Origin of the sequence: Ignatzschineria larvae DSM 13226, from assembly GCF_038500265.1 — a bacterium.
Lineage (GTDB): Bacteria > Pseudomonadota > Gammaproteobacteria > Cardiobacteriales > Wohlfahrtiimonadaceae > Ignatzschineria > Ignatzschineria larvae.
On sequence record NZ_CP150637.1, the window covers coordinates 1,589,452 to 1,603,088 of the forward strand.

General features: G+C 39.2%; 19 protein-coding genes. All 19 read right to left on the reverse strand.

The features are described 5' to 3' along the window. Positions 1-447: a phage neck terminator protein gene (locus WMO13_RS06540; protein WP_051396129.1), complete on the reverse strand. Its 447-nt coding sequence runs from the start codon at positions 445-447 to the stop codon at positions 1-3. Then, positions 419-745, reverse strand: coding sequence for a hypothetical protein (locus tag WMO13_RS06545; RefSeq protein ID WP_245601144.1), 327 nt, complete (start codon positions 743-745; stop codon positions 419-421). Before WMO13_RS06545 ends, WMO13_RS06540 begins: the two co-directional genes overlap by 29 nt. Further along, on the reverse strand, positions 738-1,280 hold the full coding sequence (locus WMO13_RS06550; protein WP_342386823.1) for a hypothetical protein: 543 nt from the start codon (positions 1,278-1,280) through the stop codon (positions 738-740). The genes WMO13_RS06545 and WMO13_RS06550 overlap by 8 nt, the downstream gene beginning before the upstream one ends. A gap of 29 nt (positions 1,281-1,309) precedes the next feature. After that, positions 1,310-1,690, reverse strand: coding sequence for a DUF4054 domain-containing protein (locus tag WMO13_RS06555; RefSeq protein WP_026878518.1), 381 nt, complete (start codon positions 1,688-1,690; stop codon positions 1,310-1,312). Between the two features lie 14 nt (positions 1,691-1,704). Beyond that, positions 1,705-2,658 carry a major capsid family protein gene (locus tag WMO13_RS06560; protein WP_026878517.1) on the reverse strand — a complete coding sequence of 318 codons (954 nt, stop codon included), beginning with the start codon at positions 2,656-2,658 and terminating at the stop codon, positions 1,705-1,707. A gap of 4 nt (positions 2,659-2,662) precedes the next feature. After that, positions 2,663-3,127 (reverse strand): structural cement protein Gp24, encoded by a 465-nt coding sequence (locus WMO13_RS06565; RefSeq protein ID WP_026878516.1) that lies wholly within the window; start codon positions 3,125-3,127, stop codon positions 2,663-2,665. Beyond that, positions 3,127-4,245 (reverse strand): DUF2213 domain-containing protein, encoded by a 1,119-nt coding sequence (locus WMO13_RS06570; RefSeq protein WP_026878515.1) that lies wholly within the window; start codon positions 4,243-4,245, stop codon positions 3,127-3,129. The genes WMO13_RS06565 and WMO13_RS06570 overlap by 1 nt, the downstream gene beginning before the upstream one ends. 8 nt (positions 4,246-4,253) lie before the next feature. Then, on the reverse strand, positions 4,254-5,081 hold the full coding sequence (locus WMO13_RS06575) for a phage head morphogenesis protein (protein WP_051396127.1): 828 nt from the start codon (positions 5,079-5,081) through the stop codon (positions 4,254-4,256). Continuing rightward, positions 5,038-6,306: a DUF1073 domain-containing protein gene (locus WMO13_RS06580; protein ID WP_051396126.1), complete on the reverse strand. Its 1,269-nt coding sequence runs from the start codon at positions 6,304-6,306 to the stop codon at positions 5,038-5,040. The genes WMO13_RS06575 and WMO13_RS06580 overlap by 44 nt, the downstream gene beginning before the upstream one ends. Next, positions 6,288-7,697, reverse strand: coding sequence for a phage terminase large subunit (gene terL, locus WMO13_RS06585; RefSeq protein ID WP_026878513.1), 1,410 nt, complete (start codon positions 7,695-7,697; stop codon positions 6,288-6,290). The genes WMO13_RS06580 and terL overlap by 19 nt, the downstream gene beginning before the upstream one ends. Next, complete coding sequence (locus WMO13_RS06590; protein ID WP_034855344.1) at positions 7,698-8,132, reverse strand: DNA-packaging protein; 435 nt, start codon at positions 8,130-8,132, stop codon at positions 7,698-7,700. A 25-nt stretch (positions 8,133-8,157) separates the two neighbouring features. After that, positions 8,158-8,772, reverse strand: coding sequence for a hypothetical protein (locus WMO13_RS06595; RefSeq protein ID WP_342386824.1), 615 nt, complete (start codon positions 8,770-8,772; stop codon positions 8,158-8,160). Positions 8,773-9,112: 340 nt separating this feature from the next. Continuing rightward, positions 9,113-9,367 (reverse strand): DUF2681 domain-containing protein, encoded by a 255-nt coding sequence (locus tag WMO13_RS06600; protein ID WP_026878511.1) that lies wholly within the window; start codon positions 9,365-9,367, stop codon positions 9,113-9,115. Positions 9,368-9,566: 199 nt separating this feature from the next. Further along, positions 9,567-9,788, reverse strand: a complete 222-nt coding sequence (locus WMO13_RS06605; RefSeq protein ID WP_026878510.1) for a hypothetical protein — start codon at positions 9,786-9,788, stop codon at positions 9,567-9,569. Positions 9,789-9,792: 4 nt separating this feature from the next. Beyond that, entirely contained in the window at positions 9,793-9,957 is a 165-nt protein-coding gene (locus WMO13_RS06610; protein ID WP_156923248.1) for a hypothetical protein, read from the reverse strand. 27 nt (positions 9,958-9,984) lie between these two features. After that, the gene (locus tag WMO13_RS06615; protein ID WP_051396125.1) at positions 9,985-10,428 is read right to left on the reverse strand and encodes an N-acetylmuramoyl-L-alanine amidase; all 444 of its coding nucleotides are present in this window, start codon (positions 10,426-10,428) and stop codon (positions 9,985-9,987) included. A gap of 287 nt (positions 10,429-10,715) precedes the next feature. Continuing rightward, entirely contained in the window at positions 10,716-10,925 is a 210-nt protein-coding gene (locus WMO13_RS06620; RefSeq protein WP_026878509.1) for a hypothetical protein, read from the reverse strand. Between the two features lie 59 nt (positions 10,926-10,984). After that, the gene (locus WMO13_RS06625) at positions 10,985-12,559 is read right to left on the reverse strand and encodes a hypothetical protein (RefSeq protein ID WP_026878508.1); all 1,575 of its coding nucleotides are present in this window, start codon (positions 12,557-12,559) and stop codon (positions 10,985-10,987) included. Positions 12,560-12,568: 9 nt separating this feature from the next. Continuing rightward, positions 12,569-13,630, reverse strand: coding sequence for a hypothetical protein (locus WMO13_RS06630; RefSeq protein WP_026878507.1), 1,062 nt, complete (start codon positions 13,628-13,630; stop codon positions 12,569-12,571). Positions 13,631-13,637: the final 7 nt, after the last annotated feature.

The window sequence follows — 13,637 nt, forward strand, 5'->3', positions numbered from 1 at the left end:
TTAATTTCCCTCTATTGAGATTTCTACGCTATCGCCACGATTCACATCAGCGATTAGTCTGTTATTGATTGAGAAGATTAGATCTACTTGCGCTCGTTGCTCTTTGCCACCTGAAATAGCCGTTGGTAAGCTTCTTATTTGTGAAGCCCTAAGAAACCCTATACCAATCCGTTTAAGCTCTCTATAAGCAAAATCTAAGCGCATAGACATTACTAGCTTATTGATAACCTCATAAGCGTTTTTGCCATAAGCATTGACTGATACTGTCATCTCGCTAAGATTGCTTAATTTCTCGACTTCTTCTACGCCGTTAAAGATCACTTCTGTGCCGAGATCATCTTGCATTATCGGTAATACTGTAATGAAGAAACCAAGCTTTGAAACATCAACTTCTTCATTACCGTCAATCACTCGATCACTAGGTAACGACAAAACCGTCGCTATCATTTGTCTGACTTCCTTCATATCTAGTCGCAAGACAGTGGTAATAGCCATAATCGCTCCATATTGCATTAGAGATAACGCGGTATCTCATTCCGTTGTGATTAAATAGATCAGTGTTTTCAATTGCTTCTTTTGAGAAGATGCTTACCGTTGGATTGAACCTGTTACCCTCCGGTAATATCTGCAAATCATCACTAGAAGCGGGTTGAATCACGCAAACGATCTCGCCCTGTTTTTCAAAATCGACTTTAGTTGCAAAGAAAGGATCACTTAAAAACTCACTGATAAACTCTCTATTCACGATCTCGCACCTCGTAGTTGATTGAATTCCGCAATTTTCCTTCGTCGATCAGCGTTCCGCTTGATTTCTTGCGCTTGATTGTGGCCGAGCTTAGAGGTGCAAAGTCATTTTCTATGAACGTATTAACGACCGTAGTCTTTAAGAACCTACCCACCTCTTCATAAGCCTGATCTGCTGAGATATCACCATTTAAGCACTCAGCAACACTCTTACTTAATAGCTTTTGAGCGCCTTTTTTTGCTTTTTTGAGTGATGTCCGCATCAGTGGTCGCTCCGGAATGACAATTGTATGAGCACCTGTTTTACCAAGCTCCATATACCCCTGCCCTTTTCCTAGAAATCTAACTTTACCTTGCTTGGCTTGCCTTTCTGTTCGATACCCATAACTTGTTCCGCCAGGATGACTAATAACAGCACCAAATTCATGAATTGCCAAAAGCTCAGCATTGGTCATTCCATTTTCACGAACACCGCCATCGATTGCACCGACAACTACCTGCTTATTTGACAGCTCTTCAATGCGCTTTTGAATCATCTTCAATCGTTCAACTACTTTTAATTTACTCATACAACTACCCCAAACGGACTTGCGAGATTGCGCAAGCTCAAGTATTCACGACCGTAGCTTGTTGAATCTAAATCACCATCACTTGCTCTACCACTTCCTGAACTTCCCTGCTGACTATAAGAGATCGACAAACCGCCTGCGGTCTTACTCGCTACAGACTTAAAGCCCTCGCCATTACTGAAGATTGGATTGCCGTTCAAATCAGTATTGAGAAAACCTTTCAGCGCTAGTTTATGAGCTGTATACGCATAAAGCGCCTGCTCATACAACTCACCAAAAGGCTTTTCTTTCACAACTTGCTTGCTGATCTTAATGAAGTTATCGATTACTACAGGATCAACCTTAGAAAATTCAGGGTGATATGTTAAAAAGTTCATAACACCCATCCTTTTTAAGCTTTATAGTCTAAGTAAGTCGCTGAATCAGGTTCTTTCCACAGTGCGCCGGTGAATGATGCACGATAACCGCACTCGAACGTTAACAAATCACGTTGACGGGTTGGCAACAATTCAGGCATGTGGACTTTCATCGCAACATATTGCTCATCGTAGACGTAGCAAACTAAGCGATTGAAGCCTTTATTGATTCCCTGCGCATAACGTGAAGGCACTTTCACGAAGTTAACTGTGAATGTACTATCGTTTGTCGCTTTACGAAGCGCTGCCATGATTCGATCCATTGCACCGATTGGAAGCATATCAGTACCAACCACAGTTGAAGCAACTTCGAACTTCTGAACAAGCGTCATAAAGTCGATCGCGTCAATTGCGATATGCGTTGGCTGGATACGATAATCAGACTTAGCCCATGCACGATTGTAAACATCCAAGATCATCTCAACAGCTTCAGTAGAAGTCATATCTTTCAATGCTTTACCTGAGGCGTCTTTCACGACTTCAACATCATCGCTATTTAAAAGCCCAACTTGACCAACAACGCCCTGATGACCGATATACCCTGCGTACTGAATGGTGGCTAGTGCGTTGGCATACAAGTCATCTTGCTTCTTAGAATCAAGCGTAATGCCGAGTTTTGCGATCTTCTCAAGCTCTTGTAAAGTCCATACTGCTGCTTTACCCCAAGAGCCGACATTTGCTTTACGCCACTCGATCTCTGAATCGATTGTTACAAGTGAGTTAGTCTTGTTGCCAATGATTCCGTCTTTAACAGAACCGATCACGCTTGTTACGCCGTAATCTTCAGTCTCAACACCGAACTCTAAACCTTCAACAACCGGCAAAGCTTCAGCAATATTGATCTCCGGTAATACCTTCTCTTGAAGCTGTACGTCACGCTCATTAAGCGCTTCTTCTAATACTAATTCAAACTCTTGATTTTCCATCATTCCCTTATTCTCCTGCCTTTGGTGCTGTTACTTGATAGCCGAGTGTAATCGCTACACAATCACCGCTCACTGTTTCGATCCAATAACCTAGATCGACTGTTGTCGCACTCGCTTCATTCGTTACTTTACCCGCATCTGCACCAGAACAGATTACAAACGCTTTATCACCACGTTTAAACTCAACGCCCTCAACGCCTTGCGCTACTACGCTATCGCCATGTGAAAAGTGACCTACATTAACTGTGCGATCTTTGCGAGCTGTTTCATAAACATCACGAACAACGATCCCATGAATCACATCTTTTGCAGACTTAATCGCTGTTACGCCTTTTTCTGATACTGCGCAAAATACGCCATACGCTAGATCAACATCTGATTGCTCACCCCACACCTTGTTATCTGAAGATGAAGCTCGGCGAATCGTACCCGCTCGCATTGTTTTATCGTTATCCCATTGTGTAAAAGCCATTATTTACCTCCTAAGCGCTGGGTCGCTGTTTTGGTTGGTTTTGCGCTATCGTTCAGTAAGCGCTTGCCGATTTTGTTCGCTCGTGTTGAAGCTTTAAGCCCTGCATAAGCCGCACGAATTTCAGCGTCTGTAAGTTTTTGTGCTTCTTCTTTCGTGTAGATTCCATTATCCACTAACACCGCTACATGAACGTCTTTCGCTGTTTTAGCATCATTCAATTTCACTCGCGGGAACTTCGCTTTTGCGTCATTTAAAGCTTGATCTGTTTCAAGTGAGTTTTTGAGCGCTTCTAATTCAGTTTTAAGCGTTTCATTCTCTGCTTTTAAACCCTCATTTTCCGCTTTAAGCTCTGCGATTTCAGCCTTTAAAGCGCCAACATCTTCTGTTGCAGGCTCTTCATCATTGATAGGCGCTTTCGCTTCTTCTAGCTGTTTTTTGAGCGCTTCGATCTGATCTCTAAGATCTTCTTTTGCTTCTTCATCTTCACTCTCTGCGAGCGCTAATTCCAAAGATGCGATTAACTCTTGAATCTCTTCAGCGGTTAATTCAGCACCGCCCTCATCGTTTAATTTTTTGCCTTTCAAAAAGGCTAGTAAACCTTTGATTCCCATTGTTTTAACTCCCTTTGAGTCTTGTAAACGACAATCAGAACCAGCACGACCCTCTGCAACGATCGCAACGTGGTTAGCTCTGATATTTACGTGATAAAACTTACCACCCCTCTCTTGAATATCTGCCGGTTCATAGCCAACTGATAATTCTCGAATCTTTTTATTCTCTTTTAATAGCTCAATAGCATTCTTGTCTTTGACGTAAGCATCACAAACGAGGTAATTGCCTTCACGCCTTACGTTTTGAATATGACCGATTGATTTTTCTTTCCAATCATTAGCTCTAACCTCTTTATCTTCAGGATGCGTCATCGTTAATGGCATACCCTCAAACGATCTTAAAGTTTCAGGCTTTGCAAGCTCTTCTATTGATCTGTGAACTTCGACTCTTTTAACTGCATCACTGCCGGTTAAGCCGATCTCTTTACCGAGATACTCTAAGACTGCGCCTTTTGTGATCGAGGCTTTAGTTTTTAGATATCCCTGTGGTGTTATTTCCCAAGCCATATAAGCTCCTAAAAATTAATCTGTGGCAAGCCAAGACAGCGACATTGATAATCAGTGCCGGGATTACCCTCATAGGCACCAATACTTGATCTTTTCTTCCACGTTTTGCCCTCATCATCTGAATAAACGGTTGGATCTGAATACTTACAAAGCATTCCATTCAGCACAAAATGAGAATGACGCTCGCGCTCATCGCCTGTACCGCTCCATCGATAGATGTCGACACCTAGCTTGCGCTCTCTTGCTTCGTTAAATGCTGAATTGATCTTTGCTGTCTGATCTCTTGCGATAAACTTCGCTCTACTTTTTGTAACTTCGCCCCGCTCGTAGATGCTCTTGATGAGATCTGATTGACGCTTACCTTTCTTAAAGTCTTCAAAGACTTGTGAGCCGATATCTTTAATAAAATCCGTCTTGATTGACTTAATCAGATCGACATTGTCTTTGATCGCTTGCGCCACAACATCGCCAATATCCATCTTGTCGATAATGCTAGTTACATCAATTCCTCTTGCTCTCTCAATTGACCAAACAAAGCGCTTTTTGTTCTGTGTGTTGCTTCTACCAACAAAACCTAGCGCAACACGTGTAGCACTCTGAGTGATGTCTTTATCTGCGATGCTTGTAAGAGCTATCAATAAGCGATTAATACTGTCATCATCGCCGATCTCATCGCTGTCATTGAGTTTTGGCTTTCTAACCGCACTCAATACTTCATCGAGCATCGACTTAATGAGATTATTGATCTGCTCTCGATAATAGACTTCTGCCCTTTTGCTCGGCGCTACTGCCTCAATAAACCGCTTCCCACGAACTTTCGGTTTCTTTCGTTTCATTGAACTCATTGAAATCCTCTACTTTCGTGTTGATTAGACATTTGCGAGCGATAAGCTCTTTCTGTGCAACTTCATCTGATATCACTTGTGCTGTCACAAGCCCTGTCATTGCCGTTGCAATATTTGAAAAGATTGTTGATTCTTCTATTTCATTGGATGAATCAATTGTTGGATAAGTGAACTCAACATCACTAATCATCTGATTCAAAATAAATTGATCAATAAACTCTTGAAGCGGTCTTAAAATCGACTCTTGTAGATTATTGATCGTTTCGTAATAAGCTCTGTTATCTTCTTCACCGCTTGCAAAACCGCTTGCTGATTGACCAAATAGAACAGTGATTGGACGATCTAAAGCACCTGCCAATACGCTCATCATCTTGACAAGAATGTCAGACAGACCGCCGTAACTTGCCTGCTTCTGTTCCCATCTGCCTTGTACTTCACTTGTGCCGGCATCGAGAACAATCATGTTTGAAGAAGATTTCACAAGCTTCATGAGCTTTACATACTCTTTAATCTTCTCTTCTTGACCTGCTGCGATCCTTTGCAGAAGATCAGGCACATAAAGCACATCAACATTACTCTCTTCTACGATATCAGCGATACACGTTACGATAGTGTCGAACAGCTTAATTGCCCTGAACGGCGCTTGAAGTGGTGAAATGCCATTCTTCTTACCGTCTTTAATCGAGAATTTACCTAATCGTATTCTGTGGCAACGTGAAGCATGAACCTTGATATTGCCCATTTTGATCGTGTAGCTTTCAGGCATTCCAAACGTTTTAGACTTAATATCTTCATCAAGATCTTTATCGATCTTGTAATCGTTTTTCTTTAGAACGATAAACTTATTGATGTTTGAATAATCAGTGATCTTGGTCGACAAATCTTCATCATCATTAATCGCAACAACAAGACAATCGCCAAGCAGAATTGACCATGTTAAAGCATCGTTCAATACATCATTGATCTTGAGCGCTTTCTCTTGTTTAAAGACCCGCTCTAATACCGACTGGTTAAAAGAACCCGCAAATTCACGCTCTTTTTTAAGCATATCTCTAGCGGTTTTATCAACGTACTTTGCAACAATCCACGAATTGACGTAAGCATTCATCAACTGCCGATCTGATACTGTTATACCTGTATACGTCACTGCCTCAGACTTTATACCTAGATCTGTATAAAGACTTTGAACGCTGTCTATTAATCCCATACGTCCCATAAATTGATTTCTCCGCCTAATAATTCGTTAATTGCCATCACTAAGCTGTCGACTTGGTCATCGTGCTTATGCGCATTATTTGCTGTAAATTTTTCACACTCATCAAGAAAATCAAATCGCCAGCTTGCTTCTTTGGGTAAGTAAACATAGCCCGATTCTAAATAACCCGTCACACCCATCACTCTCGTGTACTTGTCTTTATCGACTTGCACTGCTTTGATTGGAAATGAGTTTTTTCGCTGAATGTTTTGTATGAGTGATGTTCCACTTGCTTTATCTTCAACGAATATCGCTTGCGCATTCATCGCTTTGTATTTACCCCAAACATCAATCATCTTCTGCTCAAGATCAGGCGCTTCCCATTTGCCACGAATCACATCAAGAACATAAAGCCCGCCTTCATGCGATAGCCCTGCGACTAACAACACTGAATAGTCGTTATGCTCTTTTGTTTTTGAAGCTGTATCAGAGAAGATTGCTAATCGTTTAAGTCGCGGTAAAACATCGTAGTTTCTGAACCACTCGCTTTTGATAATGTCACCGCCTTTGGGTGACGGTCTTTGCATATATTGAGAGCTGAAAACATAGCTATTTGAGGCTCTCATTTGTAGCAATTTCTCTTTAGTATGTTTCTCTGGCCACAGCGGATTCTCGTTTTCATCGAGAACGGGAATACTTAATAATTCCCACTCTTCGCCGTTTCCACCTTCTTCTAGCCAACCCGCCAAGTCTTCCTCATGAAGCCTCTGCATGATTAAAATAATCGGCGTATCAGGGCTATTTGTACGGCTCTCTAATGTATTCTGAAACCAGTCGATAACGCCTTGACGGATCACATCACTGAATACTTCATCGGGCTTATGCGGGTCATCTATGATGATTGCACCATTAAAGCCCTCGCCAAATCCACCCGCACCAAATCCCGTAATAGATCCGCCTGACCCAGTAGCGTAAACACCGCCACCTTGAGCTGTCGCCCACTCGTTTTTAGCGTCACTTGATTGACTTAATTCAAAATCAGGGAATATATTGCGATACTCTTCGTGCTTTACTAGCTCTCGTGTTTCACCTGAGTTTTTATGAGCAAGCATTGCCGAGTAGCTTGTATGGATGAATTTAGCTTGAGGATTTTTACCTAAGCACCACGCCATCCAATTGATAACTGCTAATTCAGTCTTAGAGTAACGAGGCGGTATATTGATGATTAATCGCTTAATCTCACCCTTATAAACTCGATCTAACGCATCCGTAATCGCTTTATGATGCCAATTTTGAAGCCAATTGAAATTACGCCGAGCAAGAAACATATACCGAGCAAAAAAATAGAAATCTTCTTGCGCCATAACTCGAGCGACTTCTTTCCTTTCTTCGCTCAAGTCTGTAAATCGCATTTAGATTTCCTCTTTTAAATCTCTCACAATCTCTTTAATCTGGTCATTTGTTATTGGTGACTTTGGTGTCATAGAACCATCGCTAGATTTAGTGTCGATCTCTTGCTTATCTGAGTAACCATGATTTGCCAAAGCGAGTTTTGAGATTGTAGGGTTAAATCGTCCTCTTAGACCGCCGTTTAGCAAAGAAACCTCCTGTACATCTTGAAGACTTGCTAACGTGTCCGAAAAGTCTTTATTTTGCTTTCCCCATTCATATAAGGTTGAACGAGCTACTCCGAGATATAAAGCAAGCCCAGCAACACTTGGAATCACCTCAACATTATTTTCAATTTCTTCCGGTGTTTTTGACTGTTGAAAGAGCCAAACATATTCCCGAGCCTTTTTAACCATCTCTTGGCTAAAAAGAGAGGGTCTGCCCATTTCTTTAGTCATTACTTATCCTTTTAATTCTTTTATATCAATCATCACAGATGATATTCCTTGAAGCTTGTCGCATATCTAGACGAACGGCACTTGTTGCTGTCTGCTCCTTGTCGAAGTAAACACTGATAACACCGATCATATTGCTACTTGTTGGTGGCACAGGAACTGAGCAGACATAAGAGATATCGTCTGATTCTCTGATTCTTCTCTCTACTTCTGAATGCGATTCGAACGGACTACAAACAACACTTCCCTCTAGCAGATAAGTCATATCCAATCTATTTCGTTCGCTTGCATAAAGTGGTGCGGACTTTCCTACCCATGATTCTGTAACGTGCTCGCCACCGTCTGAATCATAAGCAAACATGACTGTTTTAGATGCTTGATTACCGCTTATATCAGTTGCCCATACAACAACGCTTTTAGCCTCTAAGCTGTCTACAAGCTTCTGTGACTCAATTAGAAACTTCTGAGGACAAAATCTTGATTGTAGATCCCTCATATCAATTAAGCGTGCTATTGAATTTTGCACAGGCTGACTTGTTGTGATTAATGTTGCTAAGGATAGCAGTGCCACAATCCATGTTGTGATTACCGCTCCTTTCCATGTTTTTGGGAACTTCTCTATAATTCCTGCGATTTTAAGCATAGCTCTCCTCGCTTGTTGTTCTTTCATCTGCCATTGCGGCACTCCTTTTTGTTTATGCCGCTGGCATTTTGAACTGTTCTGGATTTCCGAATAGTTGAACTACGCGGTTTTTCCTCGCAGTTGGATTTGTATACAGTACGCTAGACACTAATTACTTTGCGTACTGTATTTTGCAATTCTCGATACACAAAGCAGTTGTCAATTTTTACTTGATAACTGACTGCAATTTTCATCGTAATAAATAATATGTCTGAGCACCCACTTCTTAGTCTCTGACGTTAAAACATCATCTCTACTGATAGAGCCTCTTTCTAGCCCTGTGCATTTAATCGCCTGATAATCAATCTCGAAATGCTTTGCGCTCATCGAGCATGCGGTCAATATCAGACTCAGAAGCGCTATTGATGCGATCTCTAACATGCCGAGCGTTTTTTTCTGATTCAATGATTCGCTCTTGAGTTTCTGCTTTAGATTTATATCGTTCTGCTTCATCTTTATGTTTCTCAATCTTTCGATCTTTTGATTTCAATAAGGCATAAAAAAAGGCGAGGATTAACCCGCCTATCGTTAAAATAATATTTTTCAGTTTATCCATGCAACTCCATCACATCCCTTTGTACCCTGAAGCTGAGAAAAACAAACCGTAACCTATAGCGCCGCCAAAAAGAGCTATAATCAATACTACGGCAACCACTACTACCAACATAATTATTCCAAATTTATTCACAATATTAGCCTTATATAAAACCCAGAAAGATAGGATAACATATTAAATTTAAACAAATTATATTGCGCTAAGACTCATGATCTAACTTCTCTTTTGAGTGATCTTTCACGCCTTTAGTAACCGTCAATGTCCCAGCAATCGAAAGGTAGAACCCCAATACCCCCGTAAGATGATCGGGATTAGCGACCATCGTATAAAGAACAACTATTGATGACACGATGAACGCACTTACTAATATGAATTTGTTGGTTGAGTACTTTTCGTTACTCATCAATAGCTGTTTAATCATAAAATCAATCCTTTAATGTTTCCTGTATCTCATTATCAATTTTTTCAAGTCTCTTTTTTACACTCGACTCTTCATCTGTAGCTATACCACCCAAAGTAACAACATCTTTTACTACATCGACCGGCAACTTTGCTGTTTCGTAAGTAGCTCTTAATAACCCTTTAATCATAAAATACCTTTAAATCTGTCTAGTTCTTCATTTCATTAACTCATCTAAATGCACTAAACGATAATTGATATATTCGTATTGCTCTTTCGCTTTAAAGCTCGGACAAGCTTTCATATTCGTGTAATCGTTATGACCTGAAATTGGCGCATTAAAGCGATAAGCAAGAAACGTCAATAATTGATCTAACGACTCTTTTTGCGCTTCTGTTCGTGTGTCTTTCGGTTTTCCTGCTTCGTCAACGCCACCGATATAGCAAACGCCAATAGAGTCAGCATTATGACCTTTTACATGCGCCCCTGTTTTCTCAAGCGGTCGACCTTTTTCAATTGAACCATCTAATCTCACAATGTAGTGATAGCCTACATCTGACCAGCCTTGATTTTTATGCCAAGATCGAATGTCGTGAACACTGAAATCTTGGTCTGGCTTTGTTGCTGAACAATGCACAATGATTTTGTTTATTTCTCTCATTTTCTTTCTCGCATAAAAAAGCCCTCAATTAAGAGGGCACTATTAGAATTTTGGGCTAGCTACGCTAGCAAGTCGCACGAATCATAATAGTTAGCTTGTCGTGAATTGCATTATAAACGGCTGTTATTCCGCCCTACGTCTATCCGTAGTGTTTACTCAACTAATCTATCTTAGATTCTCTTAATACTAAGAGAAGCTAAGATAAGCGAGAAATTATTAACGCATTAACGCCACTTTTGAAAGCCATGTCGTACGACTAATCGCAGAGGAGCATGGGCGTATTTCATTTAAAGGGTACAAGCTCCGCCGGCACAACCGACATCTTCTATCTCTTCTGGTGTAACATTGATCTTTCTTCGCTCCACGATCTCTTCGTCTGTCTCAACGATTCGAGCATTCGGGTAAATAATTTTAAGTTTTTCTAAACGTATAAGCGCTTCCTCTATTGAGATCACTTTCGAAAGAATTAAATCACCGTTTTTAATAGTTGCATTCATTTTCTTTTCTCCAACAAAAAAAACCCGTATTACCGGGGAGCTTAAAATTCATACTAAACTCAGAAAAAGTAACTTTTTATACCAAAAAATATTGGTGAGAAAAAATCATATAGCTTATTCGTGATTTTTATCATTTCAGAGGAAAATATACATAACCACACCATAGTTATTAACGCATTAATACTAGACCAATATCTAGTATATTGTTTTTTCTTCTTATTAATATAGTCAATCTCTATTTGCTCTGAAGAGCTACCATTAGATGGCCTCAATATTTTTTCTAAATCGGCTTCATTTAATAAGTCTTTATACCTATTTGATATTTCATTATACTTAGAAATTAAGCGTTGCAGCTCATCCTCAACTTCTTTGCGGGCAAATAAGATATATAAAAATGAAAATATTATAAGTGCTATTCCAATACCAAATACAGCACTCCCTTTATCTCCTGAACTATTTAAGCTTGATCTAAATAAAAAGACCGTTATAAAAAAAGTAACAAATGTCCACATGCTGGTTTTAAACATATTAAACATGTCTTTTACAATTGCAGATGATTTTTCAGATTGAGAGTGCAACATATCTGCTATCTTATTTTTAACCTCTATATACTGTTTAACATTATCTTTCAAATAAAGATCATAACCCGATTGAGCTGAAGCGCATGTCCCTATCTCTAGGGTTCTAATATCATCATTTACTATATGTATAGATAGTACATTTCTGGCTATTCCTATTTTATCAATAAAAGGACCTTCACTATAAGCCCACTGATATATTTGCCTCAACTCCTCAATGACATTATTGGGGACTTTCCCATCAGAAGTACAATTTAACGTTTTGTACCCTTTAATTTTGAAACTGACAATATCATCCTTGATAGAGGAGTAATCACTTAAATACACCAAATAAAAGATCGTCTCCCATCTTTCAAAGATATTTCTCCAACGAATATCATTAATTTTCGCATCAAAAATGAAATGTTCAGGAATAAATCGTAGAGTCTCAGCATTAAAAAAATGTCCGGCTTTATTACGAAGCTCAACCTTTTCATTATAAAGATCTACCTGAAAATTGGGCTGATCCAAGCGATTGTTAAACTTACTTAGATCCTGAGCATCTGATCCAACATTAATAAAATTAAAGTAACCATTAGAAAAATCATTTAAATCTTCAAAGCAATAAAATTGTATATTTTGATAATTAAATCTGCGGGACACTTCTTCTAAAGTGTATGCCAATGGCTTGCTACTTAAAAAATCAATAAAACTGACTACGTCAAATATAAGTATCCTATTGTTTTCACTTTCTTTTTTTGACCATTCCACTTTGAAGCTTGTCGATTCATCAGCTTCGAATGACTCTATAAGTCTCCTACACTTTTCTGTAATGGCATCCGCATCGTTATTGCTACTAAATAATACAGTATCATTATCACCATTTTTTATTTCAACAGTAAAGGATTCGTCAATTATCTTCAGACATGAAAAAACATCTTTCAAATACGCAAACGACCCTTCATTTAAGGAAAGATCTTGAAAGCAACCAACAGCTTTGTAATAAGAAAAGCTCTGCTGTATCGTTATAGCTTCGGGCTTTCCAATAGATTCTATTAACCTACTTGTAAACGTCATAGTATCAACCTATTTTTTCTTAAAGGTTTCATATCCTTGGTCTGAATATAGTTTCACATACTTTCGCCCATCACCATCTTTACCTACATCAAGCTTATTTTCTAAATCCTCGATAGGCTGTTTCACTTTAAGCTCAAATATATCATCAATCATAATACTATTTACTACCCTAGCCTTTATTATATTTTCTGCAATATCAAACTGCGTATCAAATTCTTTATTAGGCGTTTTTGGCAAATTTTGTAGTTTATTAATAAACGTACTCATAGCAGCATCATCTAAATCAGGATTAACAGGAGAATAATCTTTAAATTTATCAACCAGCTCCGTAAAATCAAAACTGTCTTTTCTAAAATCTAAGACTAACTGATTCCTTAAAAAATAATAATCCTGAATAGACGCCTTCTTAATCTCTCTTTTCAGCAACTTATCAATAGCATCAAAAGCTAAACGAGTATTAATTGATGCCTCCCTTATTTCAACAGCCTCTAAGAAATCATTGCGCCAATACGCTGAAATTTTTGTATTAGTATCTGACAGCAACAGACTAGCTACTTCTCCATCATCTTTAAATGTTACAAGAGCTACTTTTTGCATTCTTGTATTTAAAGGCAATCCTGTTTTTAACGCCATTACATCAGAATCTAAGAATGTATTATCATCAATCTTTAATACAGCTATTGATAACTCATTGTCGTTTCTATAAACCACCTGCAATAAGCACCCCTTCCTAACTTCATGCTTTAAGTGATCTATACTTCTTTGCACATCAATTTCAACGTCTAACAACTTCTTCGCATTATCCACTGCTCTTAACGCCCAGCTATCCGCCCCCAAGTCTTCAGTCATAGCCTTTAAATTCGCAGCGACTCGCTCATTCATAGACCTAAAATTATAAAACTGTCCTCTAATCCTAGTTTGATTTTTTGGGGGCGTAGTTACTTCCGTCAAAACATGTTTAATATAGTTCTCAACATCATCCTTGGTTGCCCCATCAAAAGCACGCTCCTCAACAAGATTACTCTTAACAGAAATAGAATGAAAGGAGAAACATTTTAACTCAAACGACATTTTACGT

Bases quoted from the DNA above. Each gene is read 5' to 3' on its own strand.
- WMO13_RS06540 (WP_051396129.1), bottom strand. From the start codon at position 447: ATGATAGCGACGGTTTTGTCGTTACCTAGTGATCGAGTGATTGACGGT.
- WMO13_RS06550 (WP_342386823.1), bottom strand. From the start codon at position 1,280: ATGATTCAAAAGCGCATTGAAGAGCTGTCAAATAAGCAGGTAGTTGTC.
- WMO13_RS06555 (WP_026878518.1), bottom strand. From the start codon at position 1,690: ATGAACTTTTTAACATATCACCCTGAATTTTCTAAGGTTGATCCTGTA.
- WMO13_RS06560 (WP_026878517.1), bottom strand. From the start codon at position 2,658: ATGATGGAAAATCAAGAGTTTGAATTAGTATTAGAAGAAGCGCTTAAT.
- WMO13_RS06565 (WP_026878516.1), bottom strand. From the start codon at position 3,127: ATGGCTTTTACACAATGGGATAACGATAAAACAATGCGAGCGGGTACG.
- WMO13_RS06570 (WP_026878515.1), bottom strand. From the start codon at position 4,245: ATGGCTTGGGAAATAACACCACAGGGATATCTAAAAACTAAAGCCTCG.
- WMO13_RS06575 (WP_051396127.1), bottom strand. From the start codon at position 5,081: ATGAAACGAAAGAAACCGAAAGTTCGTGGGAAGCGGTTTATTGAGGCA.
- WMO13_RS06580 (WP_051396126.1), bottom strand. From the start codon at position 6,306: ATGGGACGTATGGGATTAATAGACAGCGTTCAAAGTCTTTATACAGAT.
- terL (WP_026878513.1), bottom strand. From the start codon at position 7,697: ATGCGATTTACAGACTTGAGCGAAGAAAGGAAAGAAGTCGCTCGAGTT.
- WMO13_RS06590 (WP_034855344.1), bottom strand. From the start codon at position 8,132: ATGACTAAAGAAATGGGCAGACCCTCTCTTTTTAGCCAAGAGATGGTT.
- WMO13_RS06595 (WP_342386824.1), bottom strand. From the start codon at position 8,772: ATGCTTAAAATCGCAGGAATTATAGAGAAGTTCCCAAAAACATGGAAA.
- WMO13_RS06600 (WP_026878511.1), bottom strand. From the start codon at position 9,367: ATGGATAAACTGAAAAATATTATTTTAACGATAGGCGGGTTAATCCTC.
- WMO13_RS06605 (WP_026878510.1), bottom strand. From the start codon at position 9,788: ATGATTAAACAGCTATTGATGAGTAACGAAAAGTACTCAACCAACAAA.
- WMO13_RS06610 (WP_156923248.1), bottom strand. From the start codon at position 9,957: ATGATTAAAGGGTTATTAAGAGCTACTTACGAAACAGCAAAGTTGCCG.
- WMO13_RS06615 (WP_051396125.1), bottom strand. From the start codon at position 10,428: ATGAGAGAAATAAACAAAATCATTGTGCATTGTTCAGCAACAAAGCCA.
- WMO13_RS06620 (WP_026878509.1), bottom strand. From the start codon at position 10,925: ATGAATGCAACTATTAAAAACGGTGATTTAATTCTTTCGAAAGTGATC.
- WMO13_RS06625 (WP_026878508.1), bottom strand. From the start codon at position 12,559: ATGACGTTTACAAGTAGGTTAATAGAATCTATTGGAAAGCCCGAAGCT.
- WMO13_RS06630 (WP_026878507.1), bottom strand. From the start codon at position 13,630: ATGTCGTTTGAGTTAAAATGTTTCTCCTTTCATTCTATTTCTGTTAAG.